The sequence below is a fragment of the Mesorhizobium sp. M1A.F.Ca.ET.072.01.1.1 genome, assembly GCF_004023325.1.
Lineage (GTDB): Bacteria > Pseudomonadota > Alphaproteobacteria > Rhizobiales > Rhizobiaceae > Mesorhizobium.
The window spans coordinates 31,097-52,539 of the sequence record NZ_RZSF01000010.1; the positions used below are offsets into that span (position 1 = coordinate 31,097).

At 64.3% G+C, this 21,443-nt stretch carries 23 protein-coding genes; 13 read left to right on the top strand and 10 right to left on the bottom strand.

The features are described from left to right. Positions 1–2: 2 nt before the first annotated feature. The gene (locus tag EOA32_RS02940) at positions 3–1,061 is read left to right on the top strand and encodes an ornithine cyclodeaminase (RefSeq protein ID WP_095776727.1); all 1,059 of its coding nucleotides are present in this window, start codon (positions 3–5) and stop codon (positions 1,059–1,061) included. Positions 1,062–1,233: 172 nt separating this feature from the next. On the opposite strand, the gene EOA32_RS02945 is transcribed toward EOA32_RS02940, so the two are convergent. The 5 genes from EOA32_RS02945 to EOA32_RS02965 form a co-directional block, all read right to left on the bottom strand. After that, entirely contained in the window at positions 1,234–2,235 is a 1,002-nt protein-coding gene (locus EOA32_RS02945) for a substrate-binding domain-containing protein (RefSeq protein ID WP_127239944.1), read from the bottom strand. Positions 2,236–2,249: 14 nt separating this feature from the next. After that, positions 2,250–3,266, bottom strand: a complete 1,017-nt coding sequence (locus tag EOA32_RS02950) for an ABC transporter permease (RefSeq protein WP_095776729.1) — start codon at positions 3,264–3,266, stop codon at positions 2,250–2,252. Next, positions 3,263–4,765, bottom strand: coding sequence for a sugar ABC transporter ATP-binding protein (locus tag EOA32_RS02955; protein WP_128370826.1), 1,503 nt, complete (start codon positions 4,763–4,765; stop codon positions 3,263–3,265). Before EOA32_RS02955 ends, EOA32_RS02950 begins: the two co-directional genes overlap by 4 nt. A 105-nt stretch (positions 4,766–4,870) precedes the next feature. Continuing rightward, entirely contained in the window at positions 4,871–5,842 is a 972-nt protein-coding gene (locus EOA32_RS02960) for a sugar ABC transporter substrate-binding protein (protein ID WP_095781989.1), read from the bottom strand. Between the two features lie 145 nt (positions 5,843–5,987). Continuing rightward, positions 5,988–7,079 carry a helix-turn-helix domain-containing protein gene (locus tag EOA32_RS02965; RefSeq protein ID WP_095776732.1) on the bottom strand — a complete coding sequence of 364 codons (1,092 nt, stop codon included), beginning with the start codon at positions 7,077–7,079 and terminating at the stop codon, positions 5,988–5,990. Between the two features lie 192 nt (positions 7,080–7,271). Here EOA32_RS02965 and EOA32_RS02970 point away from each other — a divergent pair, with 192 nt between their 5' ends. The 3 genes from EOA32_RS02970 (at position 7,272) to EOA32_RS02980 (ending at position 9,208) form a co-directional block, all read left to right on the top strand. Further along, positions 7,272–8,348, top strand: a complete 1,077-nt coding sequence (locus EOA32_RS02970; protein WP_127214461.1) for a class I SAM-dependent methyltransferase — start codon at positions 7,272–7,274, stop codon at positions 8,346–8,348. A gap of 112 nt (positions 8,349–8,460) precedes the next feature. Then, positions 8,461–8,904 carry a carboxymuconolactone decarboxylase family protein gene (locus tag EOA32_RS02975; protein WP_095827386.1) on the top strand — a complete coding sequence of 148 codons (444 nt, stop codon included), beginning with the start codon at positions 8,461–8,463 and terminating at the stop codon, positions 8,902–8,904. A gap of 70 nt (positions 8,905–8,974) precedes the next feature. Then, positions 8,975–9,208 (top strand): hypothetical protein, encoded by a 234-nt coding sequence (locus EOA32_RS02980; RefSeq protein WP_127403647.1) that lies wholly within the window; start codon positions 8,975–8,977, stop codon positions 9,206–9,208. A 100-nt stretch (positions 9,209–9,308) separates the two neighbouring features. Here EOA32_RS02980 and EOA32_RS02985 read toward each other — a convergent pair whose 3' ends face one another. Both EOA32_RS02985 and EOA32_RS02990 read right to left on the bottom strand, forming a co-directional pair. Then, on the bottom strand, positions 9,309–10,328 hold the full coding sequence (locus tag EOA32_RS02985; protein WP_128370816.1) for an LLM class flavin-dependent oxidoreductase: 1,020 nt from the start codon (positions 10,326–10,328) through the stop codon (positions 9,309–9,311). Positions 10,329–10,491: 163 nt separating this feature from the next. Beyond that, on the bottom strand, positions 10,492–11,985 hold the full coding sequence (locus EOA32_RS02990; protein ID WP_128370817.1) for an aldehyde dehydrogenase family protein: 1,494 nt from the start codon (positions 11,983–11,985) through the stop codon (positions 10,492–10,494). A 204-nt stretch (positions 11,986–12,189) separates the two neighbouring features. On the opposite strand from EOA32_RS02990, the gene EOA32_RS02995 reads away from it, so the two are divergent. Then, positions 12,190–12,951, top strand: a complete 762-nt coding sequence (locus EOA32_RS02995; RefSeq protein WP_128370818.1) for a COG4280 domain-containing protein — start codon at positions 12,190–12,192, stop codon at positions 12,949–12,951. Between the two features lie 91 nt (positions 12,952–13,042). Then, positions 13,043–13,261 (top strand): hypothetical protein, encoded by a 219-nt coding sequence (locus EOA32_RS03000; protein WP_128370819.1) that lies wholly within the window; start codon positions 13,043–13,045, stop codon positions 13,259–13,261. Positions 13,262–13,304: 43 nt separating this feature from the next. On the opposite strand, the gene EOA32_RS38350 is transcribed toward EOA32_RS03000, so the two are convergent. Together EOA32_RS38350 and EOA32_RS03005 are read right to left on the bottom strand one after the other, a co-directional pair. Next, the gene (locus EOA32_RS38350) at positions 13,305–13,445 is read right to left on the bottom strand and encodes a hypothetical protein (protein WP_156752598.1); all 141 of its coding nucleotides are present in this window, start codon (positions 13,443–13,445) and stop codon (positions 13,305–13,307) included. Positions 13,446–13,615: 170 nt separating this feature from the next. Next, a complete protein-coding gene (locus tag EOA32_RS03005; protein WP_128370820.1) occupies positions 13,616–14,248 on the bottom strand; it encodes an isoprenylcysteine carboxylmethyltransferase family protein in 633 nt (210 codons plus the stop codon). Positions 14,249–14,445: 197 nt separating this feature from the next. Between EOA32_RS03005 and EOA32_RS03010 the strand changes: the two genes are divergently transcribed. From EOA32_RS03010 to EOA32_RS03020, 3 genes are read left to right on the top strand one after another with little or no spacing between them, the layout of a single operon-like run. Then, positions 14,446–15,123, top strand: coding sequence for a winged helix-turn-helix domain-containing protein (locus tag EOA32_RS03010; RefSeq protein ID WP_066991553.1), 678 nt, complete (start codon positions 14,446–14,448; stop codon positions 15,121–15,123). A gap of 56 nt (positions 15,124–15,179) precedes the next feature. Continuing rightward, the gene (locus EOA32_RS03015; protein ID WP_128370821.1) at positions 15,180–15,560 is read left to right on the top strand and encodes a YkvA family protein; all 381 of its coding nucleotides are present in this window, start codon (positions 15,180–15,182) and stop codon (positions 15,558–15,560) included. A gap of 4 nt (positions 15,561–15,564) precedes the next feature. Further along, positions 15,565–16,944 (top strand): ATP-binding protein, encoded by a 1,380-nt coding sequence (locus tag EOA32_RS03020; protein WP_128370822.1) that lies wholly within the window; start codon positions 15,565–15,567, stop codon positions 16,942–16,944. A gap of 9 nt (positions 16,945–16,953) precedes the next feature. Here the strand turns inward: EOA32_RS03020 and EOA32_RS03025 are convergent, their stop codons facing one another. Beyond that, positions 16,954–17,820 carry a helix-turn-helix domain-containing protein gene (locus EOA32_RS03025; protein WP_095781997.1) on the bottom strand — a complete coding sequence of 289 codons (867 nt, stop codon included), beginning with the start codon at positions 17,818–17,820 and terminating at the stop codon, positions 16,954–16,956. A 106-nt stretch (positions 17,821–17,926) separates the two neighbouring features. On the opposite strand from EOA32_RS03025, the gene EOA32_RS03030 reads away from it, so the two are divergent. The 4 genes from EOA32_RS03030 to EOA32_RS03045 form a co-directional block, all read left to right on the top strand. Continuing rightward, positions 17,927–19,195 carry an ABC transporter substrate-binding protein gene (locus EOA32_RS03030; RefSeq protein ID WP_095776741.1) on the top strand — a complete coding sequence of 423 codons (1,269 nt, stop codon included), beginning with the start codon at positions 17,927–17,929 and terminating at the stop codon, positions 19,193–19,195. A 267-nt stretch (positions 19,196–19,462) separates the two neighbouring features. Continuing rightward, the gene (locus EOA32_RS03035; protein WP_128370823.1) at positions 19,463–20,323 is read left to right on the top strand and encodes a sugar ABC transporter permease; all 861 of its coding nucleotides are present in this window, start codon (positions 19,463–19,465) and stop codon (positions 20,321–20,323) included. Further along, positions 20,320–21,156: a carbohydrate ABC transporter permease gene (locus tag EOA32_RS03040; RefSeq protein WP_095776742.1), complete on the top strand. Its 837-nt coding sequence runs from the start codon at positions 20,320–20,322 to the stop codon at positions 21,154–21,156. Before EOA32_RS03035 ends, EOA32_RS03040 begins: the two co-directional genes overlap by 4 nt. 12 nt (positions 21,157–21,168) lie before the next feature. Beyond that, positions 21,169–21,443: ATP-binding cassette domain-containing protein (locus EOA32_RS03045; protein WP_128370824.1), on the top strand; the 275-nt coding region annotated here is incomplete at its 3' end.

Consider the following 21,443-nt stretch of genomic DNA (forward strand, 5'->3'; position numbering starts at 1 on the left):
TCATGACCCAGCCGTCCCGCCTTGCCATCGTCCCCTTCGTCAGCGTCGACCGCATGATGAAGCTTGTGCTCGCCATCGGCCTCGAGCGCTTCCTCACCGAGCTTGCCGGCTATATCGAGGAGGATTTCCGCCGCTGGGAGCTGTTCGACAAGACGCCGCGCGTCGCCTCGCACAGCCATGACGGCGTCATCGAGCTGATGCCGACCAGCGACGGCCGCCTCTACGGCTTCAAATATGTCAACGGCCACCCGAAGAACATGCGCGAAGGCCGCCAGACCGTCACCGCCTTCGGCGTGCTCGCCGATGTCGGCTCCGGCTATCCGATGCTCTTGACCGAGATGACGATCCTGACGGCGCTGCGCACCGCCGCGACCTCGGCGGTTGCCGCCAAATATCTGGCACCGAAAGGGTCGCGCGCCATGGCCATCATCGGCAACGGCGCCCAGTCCGAGTTCCAGGCCGTCGCGTTCAAGGCGCTGCTCGGCATCGACCGGCTGCGGCTCTACGACATCGACCGCTCTGCTTCCGAAAAATGCGCCCGCAACCTCGCCGGCAAGGGCTTCGACATCACCATCTGTTCGACCGGGCAGGACGCGGTGGAAGGCGTCGACATCATCACCACGGTGACCGCCGACAAGCAGTACGCCACCATCCTCACCGACAACATGGTCGGTTCCGGCGTCCACATCAACGCCGTCGGCGGCGACTGTCCCGGCAAGACCGAGCTGCACCGCGATATCCTTTTGCGCTCCGACATCTTCGTCGAGTTTCCGCCGCAGACGCGCATCGAGGGCGAGATCCAGCAGCTCGACGCCGATCATCCGGTGACCGAGCTGTGGCAGGTCATGACCGGCCAGGCCGAGGGCCGCAAGGCGCCGGAGCAGATCACGCTGTTCGATTCCGTCGGCTTCGCCACGGAGGATTTTTCCGCGCTGCGCTATGTTCGCGACCAGCTTCAGGCGACCGGCCTCTACGAGGAGCTCGACCTGCTCGCCGACCCCGACGAGCCGCGCGACCTGTTCGGCATGCTGCTGAGGGCCGCCATGCAACCTGCCGCGTGAGGGAATGAGCGCGTGATCTCCCTCCCCTTGCGGGGGAGATGGCCGGCAGGCCAGAGGGGGTCGCCTCGCGTGGAGCGCCAACCTCCATCTGCCGCAGCAGGCCGAGCCCAGTCGGACCGACCCCCTCTGTCGCCTTCGGCGACATCTTCCCCTCAAGGGGGGAGATTACACGCTACTTCTGCACCGCCGCGCAGCTTTCCCTCTCCACCAGCACTGGCGCCAGCACCTCGCGGCGCGACGGCGCCTCGGGCTCGCCGACGCGCTCGAGCAGCAGGCTGACCGCCCGCGTTCCGATCTTTTCGACCGGCTGAGCGATCGTCGTCAGCGGCGGCCATGTGGTGACCGCATAGGGGATGTCGTCGAAACCGATCAGCGACATGTCGTCGGGCACCCGCAAGCCGCGCGTGCGCAGCGCGGTGATGGCGCCCATGGCCATCAAATCGTTGCAGGCGAACACCGCCGTGATCTCCGGCGCCTGCGTCATCAGCCGCTCCATCGCCAGGCGTCCGCCGGCGAAATGATAGTCGGAATCGACCACCGACGAAGCAGGCAGGTCGATACCTGCCTCCGCGAGTGCCCGGGTAAAACCGCGCAGGCGGGCCGGGCTGGAGCTCGAATCGCGCGGACCGCCGATGACGCCGATTTTGCTGTGGCCGAGCCCGACCAGATGGCGCCCGGCGAGATAGCCGCCGTGATCGTGGTCGACCAGTACGGAATCGACATGGACAGAATGGATCTCGCGGTCGAGCAGCACCGCCGGCAGGGCGGCGGACAGGTGCGAGAACACCCGCGCATGGTCGGACGAACCGGCGAAGATCAGCCCGTCGATCTGCTTTGCCATCAACACCGACAGATAGCGCTCTTCCTTCTCGGCGCTGCCATCCGAGTTGCACAGGATCACCGTATAGCCGGCCACGAAGCCGGCATCCTCGATCTGGCGCGCCACGCTGGCGAAGAACGGGTTGGAATTGTCCGGGAGCAGCAGGCCGATGGTCTTGGTCTCCCCGCGCCTCAGACTCCGCGCCAGCGAGTTCGGGCTGTAGCGCAGGGCGGTGATCGCCGCGCGCACGCGCTCGGCCGTCTCCGGCTCGACATGGCGCGTGCGGTTCATCACATGCGAGACCGTTGCGACGGACACCCCCGCATAGCGCGCGACATCGGCAATTGTGGTCATGGTTCCCTCTGACCCTAGCGGATCCTCCGCAACAGCCTCTCCCGATAAGCGTCTAGGATGACGGCGAGCACGATGACAAGGCCAATCACGATCGGTTTGAAATTGTCGCCGACGCCGAGCAGCTGCAGCCCGGTGCTGAGCACCTGCAGGATGCAGGCGCCGACCAGCGTGCCGATGATCGAGCCCTTGCCGCCGCTGAGGCTGGTGCCGCCGATGATGACGGCGGCGATTGCATTGAGCTCGTAGCCGACGCCGGCGATCGGGCTGCCGATGTTCAAGCGCAGCAGATAGACCATGGCCGCGATGCCGGCCGTCAGCCCGCTGATGGTGAAGGCCGCGACCTTGTAGAAATCCGGATTGTGGCCGGAGAGGCGCACCGCCTCGTCATTGGTGCCGACGGCGAAGATCATGCGGCCGAACACGGTGAAGCGCAGCACGAACCAGCCCGCCGCGATCACCAGCACCGCGACCAGGAAGATCGACGGCAGGAAGCCGCCGATGATCAGATTGCCGAAGTCGACGAAACTCTGCGGCAGGCCGGTGATGGTCGAATTGTCGCTGACCACGCGCGCGGCGCCCGCCGCCATGTTGAGCATGCCGAGCGTGACGATGAAGGACGGGATCTTCCAGCGCGTCGAGATCCAGCCGTTGAGGAAGCCGCAGGCAGCACCGGTCGCCATGCAGGCGAGCAGCGCCAGAGTGATCGCGACGGCCGGCGACAGGCTTTCGTCGATCATGACGGTGGCGCCGACCACGGTGCAGAGCGCCAGCACCGAGCCGACCGAAAGGTCGATGCCGCCGGTGAGAATGACGAAGGTCATGCCGGCGGCGAGCACCGTGTTGATGGCGATCTGCACGAAGATCTTCAGCGCATTACCGGGCGTGGCGAAGTAAGGCGCTGTGAGCGAGAAGAACAGCGTGATCAGCACCAGCGCCAGAAGCACGCCGGCGTCGCGGATCAGGAAGCGCAGGAACTTCGCCCTGCCGGGAGAAACAGGCGCCGACACGAGGGTTTCGGACGTCTCGCTCATGGTCGCACATACTCCTGGTAGGCGAGCGACAGGATGCGCTCCTGGTCGAATTCGGCGCGCGCCACCTCGCCGACGATCTTGTTCTTGGAAAAGACGATGATGCGATGGCACATGCCCATCAGCTCCGGCAGGTCGGAAGACACCATGATGATGCCTTTTTGAACCGCCGCCAGCATCCACAGAAGCTGGTAGATCTCGCGCCGCGCGCCGATGTCGACGCCGCGCGTCGGCTCGTCGAGGATCAGCGTCGAGGTACCGCGGAACAGCCATTTGGCCAGCACCACCTTCTGCTGGTTGCCGCCCGAGAGGTTGCGCACCGCCTGCTCGATCGAGCTTGCCTTGACGCGCAGCTGGCCGATGAGATCGTTCGCTGCCGCGGCTTCGGCCCGGCGGTTGACCAGCCCGTGGCGCGACACCTTGCCGAGATCGGTGATGGTGATGTTCTTGTCGACGGCCAGATCGAGCAGCAGGCCCTGGCCTTTGCGATCCTCGGTAAGCAGGCTGAGCCCATGCCGCACGGCATCCTTGGGCGCCGTGATCGCCACCGGCTTGCCGTCGATCTCGACGACGCCGTCGAGCCTCGGATCGGCGCCGAACAGGGCCCGCATGGCTTCGGTCCGGCCGCTGCCGACCAGACCGGCGACGCCCAAGATCTCGCCGTGGCGGACGTTGAAGGAAATTTCGGGCGTCACGGCGCTGCGCTTCAGATTGGTGACGCTGAGCGCGACCTTGCCCGGCACGATCGAGGCGTCGAAGCCGAATTCGTCGGCGATGTCGCGGCCGATCATCATGCGCACGACATCCGGCACGCTGAGGCCGTGGAGGTCGCGGGTCGCGACCAGCCTGCCGTTGCGCAGGATGGTCACCCGGTCGCCGATCTCGAACACCTCGTGCAGCCGGTGCGAGATGTAGATGATGGTGACGCCCCTGGCCTTCAGCCGCTTGATGATGGCGAACAGCCGCCCAATCTCCGGCGGCGTCAGCGTCGCCGTCGGCTCGTCGAGCACCAGCAGCTTGCTGTCGTAGCTCAGCGCCTTGGCGATCTCGACCAGCTGCATCTGCGCGACGCCGAGCGCTTCGACCCGCGTCCTCGGATCGACATCGAGTCCGACTTCCTTGAGCAGCGCGACGGCGCGCCGGTTGAGCGCCTTGCGGTCGACGATGCCGAAGGCGCGGCGCGGCAGGTTTTCCAGCATCAGGTTCTCGGCGATGCTGAGATAGGGCAGAAGGTTCAGCTCCTGGTGCACGATGCGGATGCCGCCCTGCTGCGCATCATGCGGCGTCTTCGGCTGATAGGGCTGGCCGTTGAAGGCGATCGTGCCGCTGTCCGGCTGGTAAATGCCGGCCAAGAGCTTGATCAGCGTCGATTTGCCGGCGCCGTTCTCGCCGAGGACGATATGCGTCTCGCCGCGCGCGATCGACAGCGAGACGTCGCTCAGCGCGATCACGCCGGGAAAGATCTTTCCTACCCCTTCAAGGGAAAGAATCACATCGTCCATGCAGCAATCCTGAATGGCGCTCATCGCCGCCGGCTGCTTGCCGGCGGCGATGATGAGACAAGCCAATGGATGGCGCCAGAGGGAGTCCCGGCGCCTCAACTCGCCTCAGGCGGTGATCAGCTTGACGTCGGTCTTGACCCAGCCCGAGAACTTCTCGCCGGCAAGCTCGCGCAGGCCGTAGTCGATGCCCATGGCCGCCATCTGCGCGCCATACTGCTCGACCGTGGCGAGCATCTTGCCTTCCTTGAGCAGCGGGCCGACCGCCGGTATGTTGTCGAAGCCGACCACCTTGATCTGACCCGACTTGCCGGCCGCGTCGATCGCCTTGACGACGCCGAGCGCCATCGAGTCGTTCGCCGCCATCACGCCCTGGATGTCGGGGTGCTGGGTGAGGAAGTTGGTCATCAGTGTGTTGGCTTCCTCGGTCTCCCAATGCGCGGTCTTCGAATCGAGCAGGTCGAGGCCGTGCTCCTTCACCGAATCGTCGAAGCCGAGCTTGCGCTGCTTGGCGTTGTCGGCTTCCGGATTGCCTTCGAGGATGACGACCTTGCCGCCCTTGCCCAGCGCCTTGCCGAGCGCGTCGCCGGCGAGCTTGGCGCCGGCGCGGTTGTCCGGCCCGAAGAAGGCAAGGTCGATGCCGGCCTTCTTCTTGGCCTCATCGTCGAGCGCGACGTCGATGTTGATGACCTTGATGCCGGCCTTCAGCGCCTTGGCGATCGGCGTGACCATCGCCTTCGAATCGGCCGGCGCCACGACGATGATGTTGTAGTTCTGGGTGATGAAGTTCTCGATCGCATCGACCTGCGCGGCGAAATCGCGCTCGTCCTTCATGCCGACGGCGGCGAAATCGAACTTGTCCTTGTTCTTGGCCGCATAGTCCTCCGCGCCGGCCTGCATCTGCTTGAAGAACTCGTTGGCCAAAGACTTCATGACCAGGCCGACCTTCGGCTTGTCGGCCGCAAACGCCGGACCGAACGGCAGCGCAAGCGCGCCGGCCGCCAGCGCGCCGGTCTTGAGAAACTTGCGCCTGGAGACCCGGCCTAGATCGAGCCCATGCGAATTTGAAACCTTGCTCAATGCTTTCCTCCTCCTGAATGAGCGTAATCGGTTACGTAACCGATTACGCAAAAAAATACTGCGTGTCTTCGTCGGATGTCAACACGCTCGCGGAGGAAGCGTACCCGAGCAGCCTGCCGCGCGGATATCACAGCGTCGGCCCGGCTTACGTCTGCCGCTGGCTATTTCCCAGCCGGAGTTCGACGCTCTCGTCGGGCAAATGCCTTTGCGCATAGGCGGGGATCTTGAACCGCTTGCGGTATGCGCCGGGCGCCAGCCCCGTCACACGTTTGAACAAGCGACGGAAGAACGCAGGCTCTTCGTACCCGACCTGCCAGCTCACGTCGTCGATTGACGCGTCGGTGCGCTCCAGTCGGCGCTTGGCGTCCTCGATCCTCAAGCGCTGTACATAGGCGATCGGGCTCAGGCCGGTCGCGCTCGTGAAACGGCGTTTGAAGGTGCGCTCCGTGAGCTGGGCGCAGCGGATCATCTCTTCTATGGGATTGGCGACCGAAAATCGGGTGGCGATCAAGTCCTGCGCCGCCTGAACGGCAAGATCGCCATGATCCTTGCGACCCTCAAAGATGATGTAGGGCGCAAGACCGTCCTGATGCCACTGCAGCGCGAATGAGCGCGCCACGGCCTGGGCTGCGGTCGCGCCGGCGTGTCGGGCGATCAGGTACAACACCAGATCATGCCAGGTCATGGAAGCACCCGAGGAGATGAGCTCCTCTCGCTTGCCCGACACCACCAGCACACGATCCGGGTGGATAGGCACTTGTGGAAACGTCCGGCCGAAGTCGCCGGCGTAGCCATAATGCACGGTCGCGTCCACGCCATCGAACAGACCGGTTTCGGCAAGCAGGAAGATGCCTGAGCACGCCGAGCACAAGAGCGCGCCGCGGCCATGCATGGCGCGGAACCACTCGACCAGTTCCGGATGCAGGTCCTTTCGCCAGCCGTTCGGCCCAAGCAGGATCGAAGGAACAATGACGATGTCGGTCATATCCACCTCCGCCACGCTTCGCTGAACCATGACCGGCACGCGGCTGGCCAGTTCCAGAGCGCCCGTTTCGAGGCCGACGATCTCAATCTCGAAGGGCGGAGCCTGGCGCGGCTCGCTGCCCGGCAGCGGCATTATTTTGAAAGCATTCATCACGTCGAAGATGCCCGACAACGTCGACACCACGGCCTCTGGAATGGCCACCAGACTCACGTGAAGCGGCTCGGATGCGGCAGTGGTGAAGTGACGATGCATGTCGGCTAATCCATGTCGCAGGCGCCGCAACCATAGCGCCCGGCGCGCGCGGCCGCCAGTTTCTCTCCTGACGACGGGCCAGTGGCACAAATGGCCCGATTCTGGAGAGTCGCGCTCTCCCGTTTCTTCCCTGTTCCTGCGATTCAGCCGCTGCCTCGGGATTGCCCGAGCGCTTGGACAGGAGACTTGGACATGGAGCATACCCACAACCATAAGATCGATCCGGCGAAACTCGATGCGCTCGTCGCGCGAGCGATCGGTGATATTTCGGCCGGCTACGGCGGAGTCATGATCAGCCTCGGCCACCGTCTCGGTCTTTATAAGGCCATGGCGGGCCTCGGACCCCTCAGTGCCCGCGCGCTCGCGGGGCGCGCCGGCTGTGCCGAACGTTACGTACGCGAATGGCTCAATTCCCAAGTGGCGGGCGGCTATATCGTCTACCACCCGGTCAGCGACACCTACGAGTTGACACCCGAACAGGAAGTCGTGCTCGCCGACGAGGACAGCGCCGTCTTCATTCCCAACGCTTGGGCGGTGCCCGCTTCGATGTGGGCCGACGAAGAGAAGGCCGTAGAGGCTTTCCGCACCGGCAAGGGCATAGCCTGGGGAGATCATGACGGACGCCTGGCCTGCGGCGTGGCCGCCTTTTACCGGAACGGCTACAAGGCCAGTCTCGTCAGCGAATGGCTGCCATCCCTGGAGGGCGTCGTCGAGAAGCTCAGGACTGGTGCGCTTGTCGCCGATATCGGGTGCGGCCACGGCCATTCGACGGCGCTCATGGCAAAGGCCTTTCCGGCTTCCCGCTTCCATGGCTTCGACAATCACGAAGACTCGCTGGGGGAGGCCCGTCGCGGCGCCGCCAAGCAGAGCTTGGAAGGGCGCGTGGCGTTCGAAAAGGCGCGGGCCGACGACTACCCGGGCAGCGGCTACGATCTGATCTGCTTCTTTGATGCCCTGCATGACATGGGCGATCCTGTCGCCGCGGCAGTGCATGCATCAAAGGCGCTGGCGCCGGACGGGACGGTGATGCTGGTCGAGCCTTTCGCCAATGACCGGGTCGAAGACAACATCTCGCCGGTGGCGAGAATGTATTACGCGGCCTCCACCACCATCTGCTGCGCCCACGCTATTTCGGACGGCGGCCGCCTCGTGCTGGGCGCCCAGGCCGGCGAGGCACGGCTGGCGGAAGTGTTCCGCAAGGCCGGGTTCACCCGTTTCCGTCGTGCCTTCGAGACGCCGTTCAACTTGGTCCTCGAGGCCCGGCTCTGACCTTCGAAAGCTAACACCGGTCGGTCGCAGCGGACGACTTCCGGCCTCGCGGCGCAAAGGGGGCGCGGGGCGGGCGGCAATCCCTTCGATCCCAACAAACAAGAGACTGATCATGAAAAACATTCTCACAGGCATAGGCTTCGCCATCGCTACCGTACTTGCCGCACCGCTCGCCGTTGCGCAGGAACTGCCGGCGGCCGAGCAGACCTACAAGGAAATCGAGGCGACGCTCGGCATCGTGCCGAGCCATATCAAGGCCTATCCAAAGTCGGCAGTCGCCGGCGCTTGGACGATGTTCAAGGGTCTCGAGCTTCAACCCGAGAACAACGCTCTCGAACCGAAGGTAAAGTCGCTCATCAACGTCGCGGTGGCGGCGCAGATTCCGTGCCGTTACTGCATCTGGCTGGAAACCAAGATGGCCAAGGACCGCGGCGCCACCGACGAGGAGGTCGCCGAAGCCGTGGCCCATGCCGGCTACGTCCGGCACTGGAGCGCCGTGCTGAATGGCCTGCAGATCGACTTCGAAACCTTCAAGACCGAATTTGGCGGCGACTGACGGCAGGCGGTGCCCGGCGTTTCAACCGGGCACCGCCCCTTCCTGCACTCCCCACCACATGGGAACTCTCATGGAACTGCTCATCAACGCGGCGAACATTCTTTACGTGATTGCCTACTTCACGATGGACATGCTGCGCCTGCGAATGCTCACCCTGACGGCGGCAACCTGCCTCGCAGTATACTTCTACTGCCAGCCCGTCCCGATGTTGAACGTCGTGGCATGGAACGTCTTCTTCATCGGCCTGAACGTGGTCCACATCACCCGGATCGTGCGCGAGCGGTACACTGGCGCAGCGACCTGATTGCCGGTGGCAGTGCCTCAAAGCATCGGGTGCGCCGATTCGATCATGGCCCCGAAATCGAGTTTGGTCTCGCCTCGCGGCCGTCGAAGCGCTCGATTGATCACCGCCAGCCGAGTGCCGGCGCGACGTGCTTCAGGATCGCCTCGATGACATGGGCGTTGTAGTCGACGCCGAGCTGGTTGGGCACGGTGAGCAGCAGCGTGTCGGCCTCGGCGATCGCCTGGTCTTGCCTGAGCTGCTCAACCAGCACATCCGGCTCGGCGGCGTAGGTACGGCCGAACACGGCGCGCTTCTCCGGCTCGATATAGCCGAAATGGTCCTCGCCCTCGCTGCCGCCGAAATAGGCGCGGTCCATGTCGTTGACCAAGGCGAAGATGCTGCGGCTGACCGACACGCGCGGCTCCCTTGCGTGGCCGGCTTCCTTCCAGGCGGCGCGGTAGGCGCGGATCTGCTCGGCCTGCTGGATGTGCAGCGGCTGTCCGCCCTCGTCGAATTTCAGCGTCGAGCTCTGCAGGTTCATGCCGAGCTTGGCCGCCCATTCGGCGGTGGCGTTGGTGGCCGCGCCCCACCAGATCCGTTCGCGCAGGCCCGCCGAGAACGGCTCAAGCCTGAGCAATCCAGGCGGATTGGGAAACATCGGCCGCGGATTGGGCTGGGCGAAGCCTTCGCCGCGCAACAGATCGAGGAAGATCTCGGCGTGGCGGCGCGCCATGTCGGCATCGGACTTGCCCTCTTCCGGCACATAGCCGAAATAGCGCCAGCCATCGATCACCTGCTCGGGCGAGCCGCGGCTGATACCGAGCTGCAGCCGGCCGCCGGCGATGAGGTCGGCCGCACCCGCATCTTCGGTCATGTAGAGCGGGTTCTCGTAGCGCATGTCGATGACAGCGGTGCCGAGCTCGATACGCTTGGTCTTCGCGCCGGCCGCGGCAAGCAGCGGAAACGGCGAGGCGAGCTGGCGGGCGAAATGGTGGACGCGGAAATAGGCGCCGTCGGCGCCGAGCTCCTCGGCCGCGACGGCAAGGTCGATCGACTGCAGCAACGCGTCGGCGCCCGAGCGCGTGCCCGATTGCGGGGCAGGCGACCAGTGCCCGAACGACAGAAACCCGATCTTCTTCATGCGCTCCGTTCCGAGTCAGAGCGGCCCGCTCAACCGCTCTTGTTCTTGTGTTGCTCCAGCGCAATACCAGGAAAACGTGCGACCGCTTTCCGCTTCGGAATTGCGCAACGCAAATAGTTGAAGCCGTGCGGCTATTCAACGAAACGCGACCGGATACAGACCGTCAATCGATCCGGATCCAGACGCCCTTGGTGTTGAGATATTCGTCGAGATGCTCGGCGCCGCCCTCGCGGCCGTAACCGCTCATCTTGTAGCCGCCGAACGGCACGGCCGGGTCGATCGCGTGATAGGTGTTGACCCAGACCGAGCCGGCGCGCAGCCGGTTGGCGAGCTGGTGCGCCTTGCCGACATCCTTGGTGAACACGCCGGCGCCGAGACCGTAGGGCGTGTCGTTGCCGCGCCGCACCGCTTCGTCCAGCGTGTCGAAGGGCAGCGCCGAAATGATCGGCCCGAAGATTTCCTCGCGCGCGATGCGCATGCCGTCGGTGACGCCGGAAAACACGCCGGGCGTCATGAAATTGCCTGCGGCCAGCGCGCCCTTGGTGATGCGCTCACCACCTGTCACCAGCCGCGCGCCCTCGCGCGCGCCCTCCGCGATGAAGCCTGAGACGCGCTCGAGCTGTCTTGGCGAGATCAGCGGTCCGATCTCGGTCTCGGGGTCGGCGCCGTCGCCGATCCGCAGCTTTGCCGCGAAGGCCGCGACGCGTTCGACGAATTCGTCATAGATCGGCCGTTCGACGAAGAGCCGGGAGCCGGCGATGCAGACCTGGCCGGAATTCGCGAAGACCGACATGGCCGCCACCGGCACGGCGCGCTCGATGTCGGCATCGGCGAGCACGATCACCGGCGATTTGCCGCCCAGCTCCAGCGACACGCGCTTCATGTTGGCGGCCGAGGCGCGCAGAATCGCCTGGCCGGTGGCGGTCGAGCCGGTGAAGACCACCTTGTCGACATGCATATGCGCCGCGAGCGGCGCACCGGCTTCCGCGCCCGTGCCGGTCACGACGTTGACGACGCCCGGCGGCACGCCGGCCTCCTGCATCAGGTCGGCGATCAGAAGCGGCGTCAGCGGTGCCTCTTCCGACGGTTTCAGCACGATGGTGCAGCCGGTAGCCAGGGCTGGGCCGATCTTCCAGATCGAGGCGGCGGTGGGCGCATTCCACGGAATGATCGCGCCGACCACGCCGACCGGCTCCTTGCGCGTGTAGGAGACGATCTCGCCGGGCAGCGAATTGCCGATCGTCCGGCCGTGGATCGACGTCGCCATGCCGGCATAGAAGCGCAGCATGCCGAGCACGCGGTTGCGGTTGGCCAAAGTGCGGGTGATCGGCATGCCCATGTCGGTGGTGTCGGAAAGCGCCAACTCTTCCCAATGCCGCTCCATGAGATCGGCGATCTTCAACAGCAGCAGCTGGCGCTCATAGGGCTTGAAGCGGCTCCACGGTCCCTCGAAGGCGCGCCGCGCGGCGGCCACCGCCAGGTCGACGTCCTTGGAATCCGCAAGCGGCACGGTGCCCAGCACCGCGCCGGTGGCGGGGTTGCGCGTCTCGAAAGTCCGGCCGCTCACCGCATCGCGCCACTCACCGTCGATCATCATCTGCCGGTGCCGGCCGTCGATCGGCGTGCGCAGGGGAAGGTCTCTCACCGATAACGTCATCTGAAGCCGCTTCCTCTGATGAGCATGGCCTTATGCCACCGCCCTGCGCACGGGCGCAAGTTCGCCGCCGCGGTCGAGAATATGCGGCCAGCGACGGCTGATTTGTCCATCCGCCATACTTTGTGCGTCATCGCCTGTTGAACAAGGCTGGACCGGCACCGCCCTCCCAAAAGGGCGGCGAAACACGGACCTCGGTGCCCATTCATGCATGAACTGACGCCCGTTCTCTCCACCGTGGCCGCTTCCTTCCTGGCGTCCTTTGTCGAGGTGGTCGAAGCCTTCACCATCGTACTGGCCGTCGGCGTGACGCGCGGCTGGCGGCCGGCGCTGACAGGCGCCGTCTCGGCGCTCGCCGTGCTGGCGGCGCTGGTGCTGGCTTTCGGACCGCTGCTGCAGCTGATCCCGATTGCAATCCTGCAATTCGCGGTCGGCGTGCTTCTTATCCTGTTCGGCATGCGCTGGCTGCGCAAGGCGATCCTGCGCAGCGCCGGCATCATCGCGCTCCGCGACGAAGAGGCAGCCTTTTCCAGGGAAACCGACGCGCTGACCCGCCATGCCAACGACCGTCGCGCCGGCTATCTTGCCGGCGTGGCGGCCTTCAAGGCGGTGCTGCTCGAAGGGGTCGAGGTGGTGTTCATCGTTATTGCGGTCGGGACCGCGCATGGCCAGACGCTCTATGCCGGTCTCGGAGCGCTGGCCGCATTCGTGCTTGTGATGCTGATCGGCCTCGCCGTGCACCGGCCGCTGGCGCGCGTGCCGGAAAATGCGCTCAAATTCGTCGTCGGCCTGATGCTGACCAGTTTCGGCGTGTTCTGGACAGGCGAAGGCCTCGGCGCCGAATGGCCGGGCGAGGATTTTGCGCTGCTTGCCATCTTCTTCGTCATCGCCGCGGCATCCTTCGCCATGGTGCGCTGGCTGCGCAACGCCCACGCCGCGGCTGCCAAAGCAATTCCGGGAAAAGCGTGAAGCGGTTTCCCGTGCGGAATTGCGGTCAAAGAAGAAACAGAGCGGTTTGCCGTTTCCGTGAAATGGTGAACCGCTCGAAGGGAATTGCCCGATGAAAATCGTCCGCCTCGTCCTGAAGGAGCTCGTCGGCATGTTCGTCGACGACGGCAGCCTTGCGCTTCTGGCACTGCTTCTGATCGCTTTGGTCGCCGGCGCCGTGAAGCTTCTGGCACTGCCGCCGCTCCTCGGCGCTGTCCTGGTCCTGATCGGCTGCCTGGCGATCCTTTTGGAAAGCACGAGGCGCGGCGCGCGCGGCGGAGGCAAAGGCTAAGCCGGCCTGATGGGTGGCGCGGGCCAATTCGACGCGACGCGCTTTAGGCTCGGAGGGCGCGACTTTTCTTGCCGATCGCGCGTTTGACGAAAAGCTCGGCGTGCTCGGCCCACCGGATCTCTGTGACGTTGTTCTCGCGAACCGATCGCTTGAAAGCTTCTCGCAACGCGTCGAGTTCAAACACCGACAACCGTCCGAGCGTATCGTGTTTCGATCTGCGAACGTCCATCACGCAGCCCCCAACTCATAAAGAGGTATATGCTTCGCCAGCTCGGACTCAAGGCGTTGCCCCTGACTTCTTTTGGGTGCAATCGCCGGGCTTTTCAGATCGGTCAGCGAAATGCCCAATCGCAATCAGTAAATTGTGAACAAGGTCGGCAGCATGCCGATCATACGAAAATGCTCGACCGCCTCGATAAGCGGAAAGAACGCCAGAAAATATAAACCGTCCCGGAACGTGCTTTTCAGCGCGCTGGTGGAAAAGATCCATTCCTCCTCGTCGCGGTAGAGCATCGGATTCGGCCAGAAACGCGGCGTCCGCTCGGCATAGGCCGTGTAGGCGGCGCCGAACTTGCCGGACAGGAACTCGGCCTCCCGGCCGGCGGTGAACCGGAAGACGAGGAAGCTTGCAAGACCAAGCATCGCGGCGGCCAGCACCGATCCGAACATCAGCCCGATACCGACCGCTCCGATGATCGAGAAGAAATAGAGCGGATTGCGGCTCATCGAGAACGGACCGGAGACGACCAGTTCGTCGTTCTTCCTGCCGCCGACATAAAGAATGCTCCATAGCCGGCCGAGAAAGCAGACGAGCACGAAGCCGAAGCCGGCCGTCTCCATCAGCTCGTGTCCGCTCGAGCCCTCGCTGAGGACCGGCTTGGCAAACAGCAGCAGGGCGATGGCCGTCACGGCGGCGACCTGGACGACGATCAGGCGCTTGTGCTGGTCGAAGGCCCTTGGCGCTGACTTGAGCGATGTGTAAGCCATTCGATTTGAGTCACTCCGGCCCGGGCCAGCGCTCCCCTAACCTTTCTCGCGCCCGGCGGCGAGGTCTTCCCATTATTTTCGATCATTCTTACGAATTTGTAAGGACCCGGACAGGCCTGCGTAAGTTCGGCTTGTGGGAATGGGGCCTCGCCGATGCTACCGTGCCGCTTGAACTCGACACCGGACGATAGGCCAAGATGCGACTGCTGCTGGTTGAGGATGACCCAAGGACTGCCGACTACATCGTCAGGGGACTGAGCGAGGCCGGGCACGCCTGCGATCTCTTGCGCAATGGCCACGAAGCGCTCGCCGCGGCAACCCGCAATGCCTATGACGTCATCGTTGCCGACCGTATGGTTCCCGGTCTCGACGGCCTGTCGATGATCAAGGCGGTGCGAGCGGCGGGCATCAAGACGCCGGCGATATTCCTGACCTCGATCGGCGGCGTCGACGACCGGGTGGAAGGGCTGGAGGCCGGCGGCGACGACTATCTGGTCAAGCCCTTCGCCTTTTCCGAACTGCTTGCCCGCATCAACGCGCTCGGCCGGAGGCCGGCGGCGCAGGAGCAGAAGACCAGCCTTCGCGTCGCCGACCTCGAAATGGACCTGATCATGCGGCGCGTGACCAGGCAGGGCCGGACCATCGACCTGCAGCCCCGGGAGTTCAGCCTGCTCGAAGTGCTGATGCGCGGCGAGGGCCGGGTGATTACCCGCACCATGCTTCTGGAGCGCGTCTGGGACTTCCATTTCGATCCCAAGACCAGCGTCGTCGAGACCCATATCAGCCGGCTCCGGGCCAAGGTCGACAGGCCGTTCGACGTGCCGCTCATCCATACCGTGCGCAACACCGGCTACAGCCTGCACGCGCAGGGTTGACGATCCATGCCTGATCGCATCTCGCGCCTCCCGCCGGCTCTCCGTATATAAGCGACATGGCGATGCTGGACTCCGCAAGGCAATGGGCACTTCGCATGAAGCGCGACGTCGTGGCGCTCTGGCTTGCCGCCCGCGATCCCCGCGTTCCCTGGTACGCGAAGGTCGTGGCCGGTGCGGTCGCAGCCTATGCGCTTAGCCCCGTCGACCTCGTTCCGGATTTCATTCCGATCATCGGCTATCTGGACGATCTTGTGATCGTTCCGCTCGGCATCCTGCTTGCGGTAAAGCTGGTTCCGGCCGGGCTCATGCGGGAATTCCGCGACACCGCCACGCGCAGCACCAGGCCGGTCAGCCTGACCGGTCTGATCTTCATGATTGCCGTCTGGATCGTGGCGGCCCTGGCCCTGCTATGGCTGTTCTGGCCGAACCCCGCCTGAAACGATGAAGGACGCACGCCCAAGCCTGCTGCGCAGCACGCCGTTCCGCCTGGCGCTGACCTTTGCCTTCCTGTTCGTGCTCGCCTTCATCCTGTCCGGCGCGGTCGTCTACCAGCTGATGAGCGCCGATCTGGCGAGACGTCTCGATAAGTCCATCAAGGAGACCTATTCGGTCGTTGCCCTGACCTATACCGCGAACGACAAGGAAGATCTTGTCGCCTCGGTCAACAACAACGCCGACCTCAGCCCCGACAAAGACCAGCTTTTCTCGCTGACCGACCCCGCCGGCAACCGTCTGGCAGGCAATTTCACCGCCTCCGGCCTGCCTGACGGTTTCTCGATGTTCGCCGCCAGATTGCCGGGTGTGCCGCCCGACACGATGTACCGCGCCTATACCGGCGAGGTCGGCGGCAACAATCTGACGGTCGCCTTCTCGCTTGCCGAGACGGACGAGCTGAAGACCATCGTGCTGATGAGCTTCGGCTGGGGCACGCTGTTCATCACCGCGCTCGCCATTGCCGGCGGCGCCCTGCTCGCCTCGCGCGTCCAGCGGCGGCTCGACGGCATTGCCGCCACCATGGTCGACGTCTCGCACGGACGGCTCGACGCGCGCATCCCGTTGACCGGCAATGGCGACGACATCGACGCCGTGTCCACCCAGGTGAACGCAGCGCTCGACCGCTTGTCGGCCCTGGTCGACGGCATGCGGGAGGTGAGCGCCAACATCGCGCACGACCTGAAGACGCCGCTCAACCGCCTGCAGATGATCCTGGAGCAGGCTGCCGACAAGACCGCCTCCGGCGAGACCGTTTCGGCCGAGCTGGCCGACGCGCGCAGCGAAAGCCGGCAGATCAACGACACCTTCGATGCGCTGCTGCGCATCGCCCAGATCGAGGCCGGCGCGCGCAAGGCGCGCTTCGTCGATCTCGACGTCGGCAGCGTCGTCGACACCATCGGCGAGGTCTATGCCGACGTCGCCGAGGACGACGAAAAATCGTTGTCGACGACGCTCGTTCCGGAGGCGAAATGGTACGTCCACGGCGACCGCGACCTGCTGATGCAGATGCTCGCCAACCTGGTCGAGAACGCGCTCAGGCATTGTCCCCCCGGCACGGCGATCGAGCTGTCGGTGACAAGGCAGGGCGAGCGCGTCCTCGTCCATGTCCGCGACGATGGGCCCGGCATTCCGGCCGGCGAGCGTGAAAAGGTCTTTCAGCGGCTTTACCGGCTGGATTCCAGCCGCACGACGCCGGGCAGCGGCCTCGGCTTGAGCCTCGTCAAGGCGGTCGCCGACCTGCATGGCGCGTCGATCACACTGGAGGACAATCATCCAGGGCTCGCCGTCATCGTCGACTTCCCTGCGGTGAGGGAGCCCGCCGCCTGACGGGTGGGTTCAGCGCACGCCCGCCCTGCGGAAGTCGGAGGGCGACATGCCGGCAAGCTTGCGGAACGACTTGTTGAAGGCGCTGAGCGAGCCGAAGCCCGAGTCCATGGCGACCTTCAGCACATTGGCGCCCTCATGCATCAAAAGCGCCTGCGCGTAGCTCAGCCGCAGCAGATTGACATATTCGTTGAGCGTCATGCCGGTCGATTTCTTGAACAGGCTCATGGCGTATTTCGGATGGATGTCGGCCGCCGCCGCGATGTTCACGCAGTCGATGTCGTAGAGGAAATTCTCGGCGATGAAATCGCACATGCGCCCGACATTGCGCGAGGACTGCTGGTCGAAGGCGCTGCCGGCCCCGTGTCCGGACGCTGTTGCCGGCACCAGCCGGTACGGCTCGAAGCGCACCCGCTCCAACCGCAAGAGCAGCTCGTTGACGGCGTGTTCGGCCTTGGCCGCATCGCCCGAGCGCGCATACTCGTTCCAGCGCTTGAAATTGTCGTTGTCGGACTGGTCGGTGGCATTCGTCACCAGCGTCGCGCCCGTCATCAGCCGGTGCCGGACATCGGCCGGCAGATGCAGCCTGAAGAAATGCACCAGCGGCAGATGCGCGCCGGCATAGATCGCGTCATCGGTGAGATCATCCATCTGGTGCGGCAGCCCGCCCCAGAACAGGCACATGTCGCCGGCCGAGAGCGCGATCTCATGCTCGGCCATGCGGTAGTGCACGCTGCCGCGCACGATGAAGTTGACCTCGACCTGGGCGTGCCAATGCGGCTTCAGCATCACCAACGGCTGGTTGTGGAACATCTGCAAGGCCAGCGGCAGGCCTTCGACGCTGCTCGCGCCTGGCTGGTAGAACGGACGCTCCGGCATCTTACTTTCCGCCAATTTCTTATTCCCTTTGTCGGGGACAAGCCTTCCGCGCCGCATAATCTAGCCAGGCTCACGGTGAGAGAGCAAACGAAATGGGAGGATTTCAATGCGCACCACACTGACCTGCGCCGCGCTTTTGCTTGCCCTGGGCTCCGGCCCCGCTTTGGCGCAATCCGGCGAACTCACGATCTGGAGCTGGAACATCGCCGCTTCGTCGCTGAAGGCCACCGTCGCGGGCTTCAACAAGAAGTACCCCGACATCAAGGTCACCGTTCAGGACCTCGGCAACCAACCGACCTATGACAAGTCGATCGCCGGCTGCGCCGCCGGTGGCGTCGGCCTGCCCGACATCGTCTCGATCGAGAACGGCGAGGCCGAGAACTATTGGAGCCAGTTCCCGGACTGCTTCGTCGACCTGCACACGCTGGGCTACAGCGCGGAAGACCAGAAGAAATTCCCCGATTTCAAGCGCACCGAGCTCGAAGTCGGCGACAAGGCCTATGCCATGCCCTGGGATTCCGGCCCGGTCGCCGTCTTCTACCGCCGCGACTTCTACGAGAAGGCCGGTGTCGACCCCGCATCGATCAAGACCTGGGATGATTTCATCGCCGCCGGCAAGAAGATCCAGGCCGCCAACCCCGGCGTCATAATGACCAACGCCGACTTCAACGGCGATACCGAATTCTTCCGCATGATCTCCAACGAGCAGGGATGCGCCTATTTCGCCGAGGACGGCCAGTCGATCACGGTCAACCAGCCGAAATGCGTCGACGCCATGACCAAGGTCAAGGAAATGAAGGACGCCGGCATCGTTTCGTCGGCCGACTGGTCGACCAAGATCACCAACAACACCGCCGGCACGGTCGCCACCCAGGTCTATGGCGGCTGGTATGAGGGCACGATACGCACCGAATCGCCGAAGGAAAGCGGCAAATGGGGCGTCTACCTGATGCCGAGCCTGACCGCCGACGGCCCGCGCGCCGCCAATCTCGGCGGCTCCTCTTTGGCCATCACCTCGGCCAGCAAGAACAAGGAAGCGGCCTACGCCTATCTGAAATACACGCTGGAGACCAATGAAGGCCAGATCACCATGCTGAAGGATTTCGGCCTGGTGCCGTCGCTGATTTCCGCGCTCGACGATCCTTACGTTGCGCAGGGCCAGCCCTATTGGGGCGGGCAGGCGGTCTGGAAGGATATCCTCGCCACGCTGCCGAAGGTCGTCCCGAGCCGCGGCACGCAGTTCCAGAGCGATGCCGAGATCATCGTGCGGGCCGTGCAGACCAAGTATCTTGCCGGCGGCTATCCCGATGCCAAGGCCGCACTCGACGACGCCGCCAGCCAGATCGCCTCTGCGACGGGCCTGCCGGTTAAGTGAGCGTCGCTTTTCCTTCTCCCCTTGTGGGAGAAGGTGGATTGGCGCGTAGCGCCAAGACGGATGAGGGGGGTTGGACGGATTGCCGTCGTTGCCAAGCTGGAACACCCCTCATCCGGCCGCTTCGCGGCCACCTTCTCCCATAAGGGGAGAAGGCAAGACAGGGCAGCGCCTGCATCGACCATTGGCACTGCTCCAGCAATTCAACACATGATCAAGACCGCGCCCGCTAGGAAGGCGCGACCCGAAACTGGAAGGAGGAGGAACACGATGCGCTACCGCAACGCCACCGCGTATCGCTTCCTCACGCCTTATCTCCTGATCTTCGCCATCTTCTGGATCTGGCCGATCATCAGCTCCTTCCTGATCTCCTTCCAGGCGACCCGCACCGTGCCGTGGCGCTTCGCGCCGACCTTCAACTGGGGCCGCCTGATCGGCGACCCCGCCTTCTTCAACGCGCTGAAGAACACGCTGCTTATCCTCGTCATCCAGGTTCCGGTGATGATCTCGCTGGCCGTCGTGATGGCGGTGCTTTTGAATTCGCCGCTGCTCAAGGCGCGCGGCCTCTACCGCTTTGCGTTCTTCGCCCCCGTCGTGGTCGGCGAGGTCGCCTATTCGGCGGTGTTCCGGCTGATGTTCAGCCTCGATTTCGGCATCGTCAACAAGCTGTTGAGCAGCGTCGGCCTGGAGAAGATCGACTGGTTCTCCAACGTCACGCCGGCCATGGCGCTGATCATGATCGCGGTGACCTGGCGCTGGGCCGGCTACAACGCCATCATCATCCTTGCCGGCCTGCAATCCATTCCCGATGACGTCTACGAGGCCGCCACGCTCGACCGCGTCAGCAAGGTGAAGCAGTTCTTTCACATCACCCTGCCGCTGTTGAAGCCGGTCATCGTCTTTTGCGCCGTGCTGTCGATCATCGGCACCATGCAGCTCTTCACCGAACCCTTTCTGATCACCGAACGCGGCGGGCCGGGCGGCGGCACCGAAACCCTTGGCCTCTTGCTATACCGCCAGGGCTTCCGCTCGCTCAATTTCGGCTATGCCTCGGCGATCGCCTACACCATGGCGGGCCTCGCCATCGCCATCACTTTGGTGCAGCTCTGGCTGACGAGGGAGCCGAAATGACCTCGCGCTCGCAAAGGCGGCTTGGGCGCAGCATCCTGCTGCATCTCGTCCTGACGCCGCTGGCGCTGATCTGGCTGTTCCCGCTGTGGATGATGGTGGTGTTCTCCACCATGCCCGACAACGGCATCTTCAGCCCCGGCATCGAGCTTCTGCCGCATGACAGCTTCCTCGACAATTTCAACAATCTGCAGCGCGACACCAATTTCGTCGGCGCGATCGGCATTTCCGTATCGGTGGCGGTGACCTACACGTTTCTTTCGGTGCTGCTCACCTCGATGGCGGGCTGGGCGCTGGCGCGCTACGACTTCCTCGGCAAGGGCGTGGTGGTGGCGATCATCTTCGGCACCATCACGCTTCCCTATGCCGTGGTGCTGATCCCCCAATTCATCATGGTGGCGCGCGATTTCCAGCTCGCCAACACCTGGATCGCGCTGATCGTGCCGCCGCTGTTCAATTCGCTCGGCGTGCTCTTCATGCGCCAGGCCTTTTCGATGATGCCGGCCGAGCTGTTCGACGCGGCGAGGGTCGAAGGCGTGAAGGAATGGCGCATCTTTCTGTTCGTGGCGCTGCCTTTGGCGCGGCCGATGCTGGCGGCCCTCGCCATCATTCTCTTCCTCGCCTCGTGGAATAACTATCTCTGGCCGCTTTTGATCAACAGCCAGCCCGGCGCGATGACGGCGCCGGTGGCGCTCGGCACCCTGATCGGCCTGACCAAAGTGTCCTGGGGCGGCATCATGGCCGGCGCCGTCATGCTGACCGTGCCGATGCTGATCGTCTTCGTGCTGCTGCAGCGCCATTTCATCGCCGGCATCGCCGCCGGCGCGGTCAAATAGGATAGGAACGAGATGGCGGCTGTCACCCTCACCAATGTCGTCAAGCGTTTCGGCACCTTCGAGGTCGTCCATGGCGCCAATATCGACATTACCGATGGCGAGTTCGTCGTCTTCGTCGGCCCGTCGGGATGCGGCAAGTCCACGCTTCTTCGCATGGTCGCCGGGCTGGAGGACATCAGCGGCGGCGAGATCGCCATCGGCGGCAAGGTGGTGAACGATGTCGAGCCGGCCGACCGCGGCATCGCCATGGTGTTCCAGTCTTACGCGCTCTACCCGCACATGACGGT

Excerpts from the sequence above, each read along its gene's own strand:
- EOA32_RS03025 (WP_095781997.1), bottom strand. The coding sequence starts at position 17,820 with ATGCCGGAGCGTCCGTTCTACCAGCCAGGCGCGAGCAGCGTCGAAGGC.
- EOA32_RS03040 (WP_095776742.1), top strand. The coding sequence starts at position 20,320 with ATGACCTCGCGCTCGCAAAGGCGGCTTGGGCGCAGCATCCTGCTGCAT.
- EOA32_RS03005 (WP_128370820.1), bottom strand. The coding sequence starts at position 14,248 with ATGGCTTACACATCGCTCAAGTCAGCGCCAAGGGCCTTCGACCAGCAC.
- EOA32_RS03035 (WP_128370823.1), top strand. The coding sequence starts at position 19,463 with ATGCGCTACCGCAACGCCACCGCGTATCGCTTCCTCACGCCTTATCTC.
- EOA32_RS02970 (WP_127214461.1), top strand. The coding sequence starts at position 7,272 with ATGGAGCATACCCACAACCATAAGATCGATCCGGCGAAACTCGATGCG.
- EOA32_RS02945 (WP_127239944.1), bottom strand. The coding sequence starts at position 2,235 with ATGACCACAATTGCCGATGTCGCGCGCTATGCGGGGGTGTCCGTCGCA.
- EOA32_RS03000 (WP_128370819.1), top strand. The coding sequence starts at position 13,043 with ATGAAAATCGTCCGCCTCGTCCTGAAGGAGCTCGTCGGCATGTTCGTC.
- EOA32_RS02955 (WP_128370826.1), bottom strand. The coding sequence starts at position 4,765 with ATGGACGATGTGATTCTTTCCCTTGAAGGGGTAGGAAAGATCTTTCCC.
- EOA32_RS02985 (WP_128370816.1), bottom strand. The coding sequence starts at position 10,328 with ATGAAGAAGATCGGGTTTCTGTCGTTCGGGCACTGGTCGCCTGCCCCG.
- EOA32_RS02975 (WP_095827386.1), top strand. The coding sequence starts at position 8,461 with ATGAAAAACATTCTCACAGGCATAGGCTTCGCCATCGCTACCGTACTT.
- EOA32_RS02950 (WP_095776729.1), bottom strand. The coding sequence starts at position 3,266 with ATGAGCGAGACGTCCGAAACCCTCGTGTCGGCGCCTGTTTCTCCCGGC.
- EOA32_RS03030 (WP_095776741.1), top strand. The coding sequence starts at position 17,927 with ATGCGCACCACACTGACCTGCGCCGCGCTTTTGCTTGCCCTGGGCTCC.
- EOA32_RS02965 (WP_095776732.1), bottom strand. The coding sequence starts at position 7,079 with ATGCATCGTCACTTCACCACTGCCGCATCCGAGCCGCTTCACGTGAGT.
- EOA32_RS03010 (WP_066991553.1), top strand. The coding sequence starts at position 14,446 with ATGCGACTGCTGCTGGTTGAGGATGACCCAAGGACTGCCGACTACATC.
- EOA32_RS02980 (WP_127403647.1), top strand. The coding sequence starts at position 8,975 with ATGGAACTGCTCATCAACGCGGCGAACATTCTTTACGTGATTGCCTAC.
- EOA32_RS02995 (WP_128370818.1), top strand. The coding sequence starts at position 12,190 with ATGCATGAACTGACGCCCGTTCTCTCCACCGTGGCCGCTTCCTTCCTG.
- EOA32_RS02990 (WP_128370817.1), bottom strand. The coding sequence starts at position 11,985 with ATGACGTTATCGGTGAGAGACCTTCCCCTGCGCACGCCGATCGACGGC.
- EOA32_RS03015 (WP_128370821.1), top strand. The coding sequence starts at position 15,180 with ATGGCGATGCTGGACTCCGCAAGGCAATGGGCACTTCGCATGAAGCGC.
- EOA32_RS03020 (WP_128370822.1), top strand. The coding sequence starts at position 15,565 with ATGAAGGACGCACGCCCAAGCCTGCTGCGCAGCACGCCGTTCCGCCTG.
- EOA32_RS02940 (WP_095776727.1), top strand. The coding sequence starts at position 3 with ATGACCCAGCCGTCCCGCCTTGCCATCGTCCCCTTCGTCAGCGTCGAC.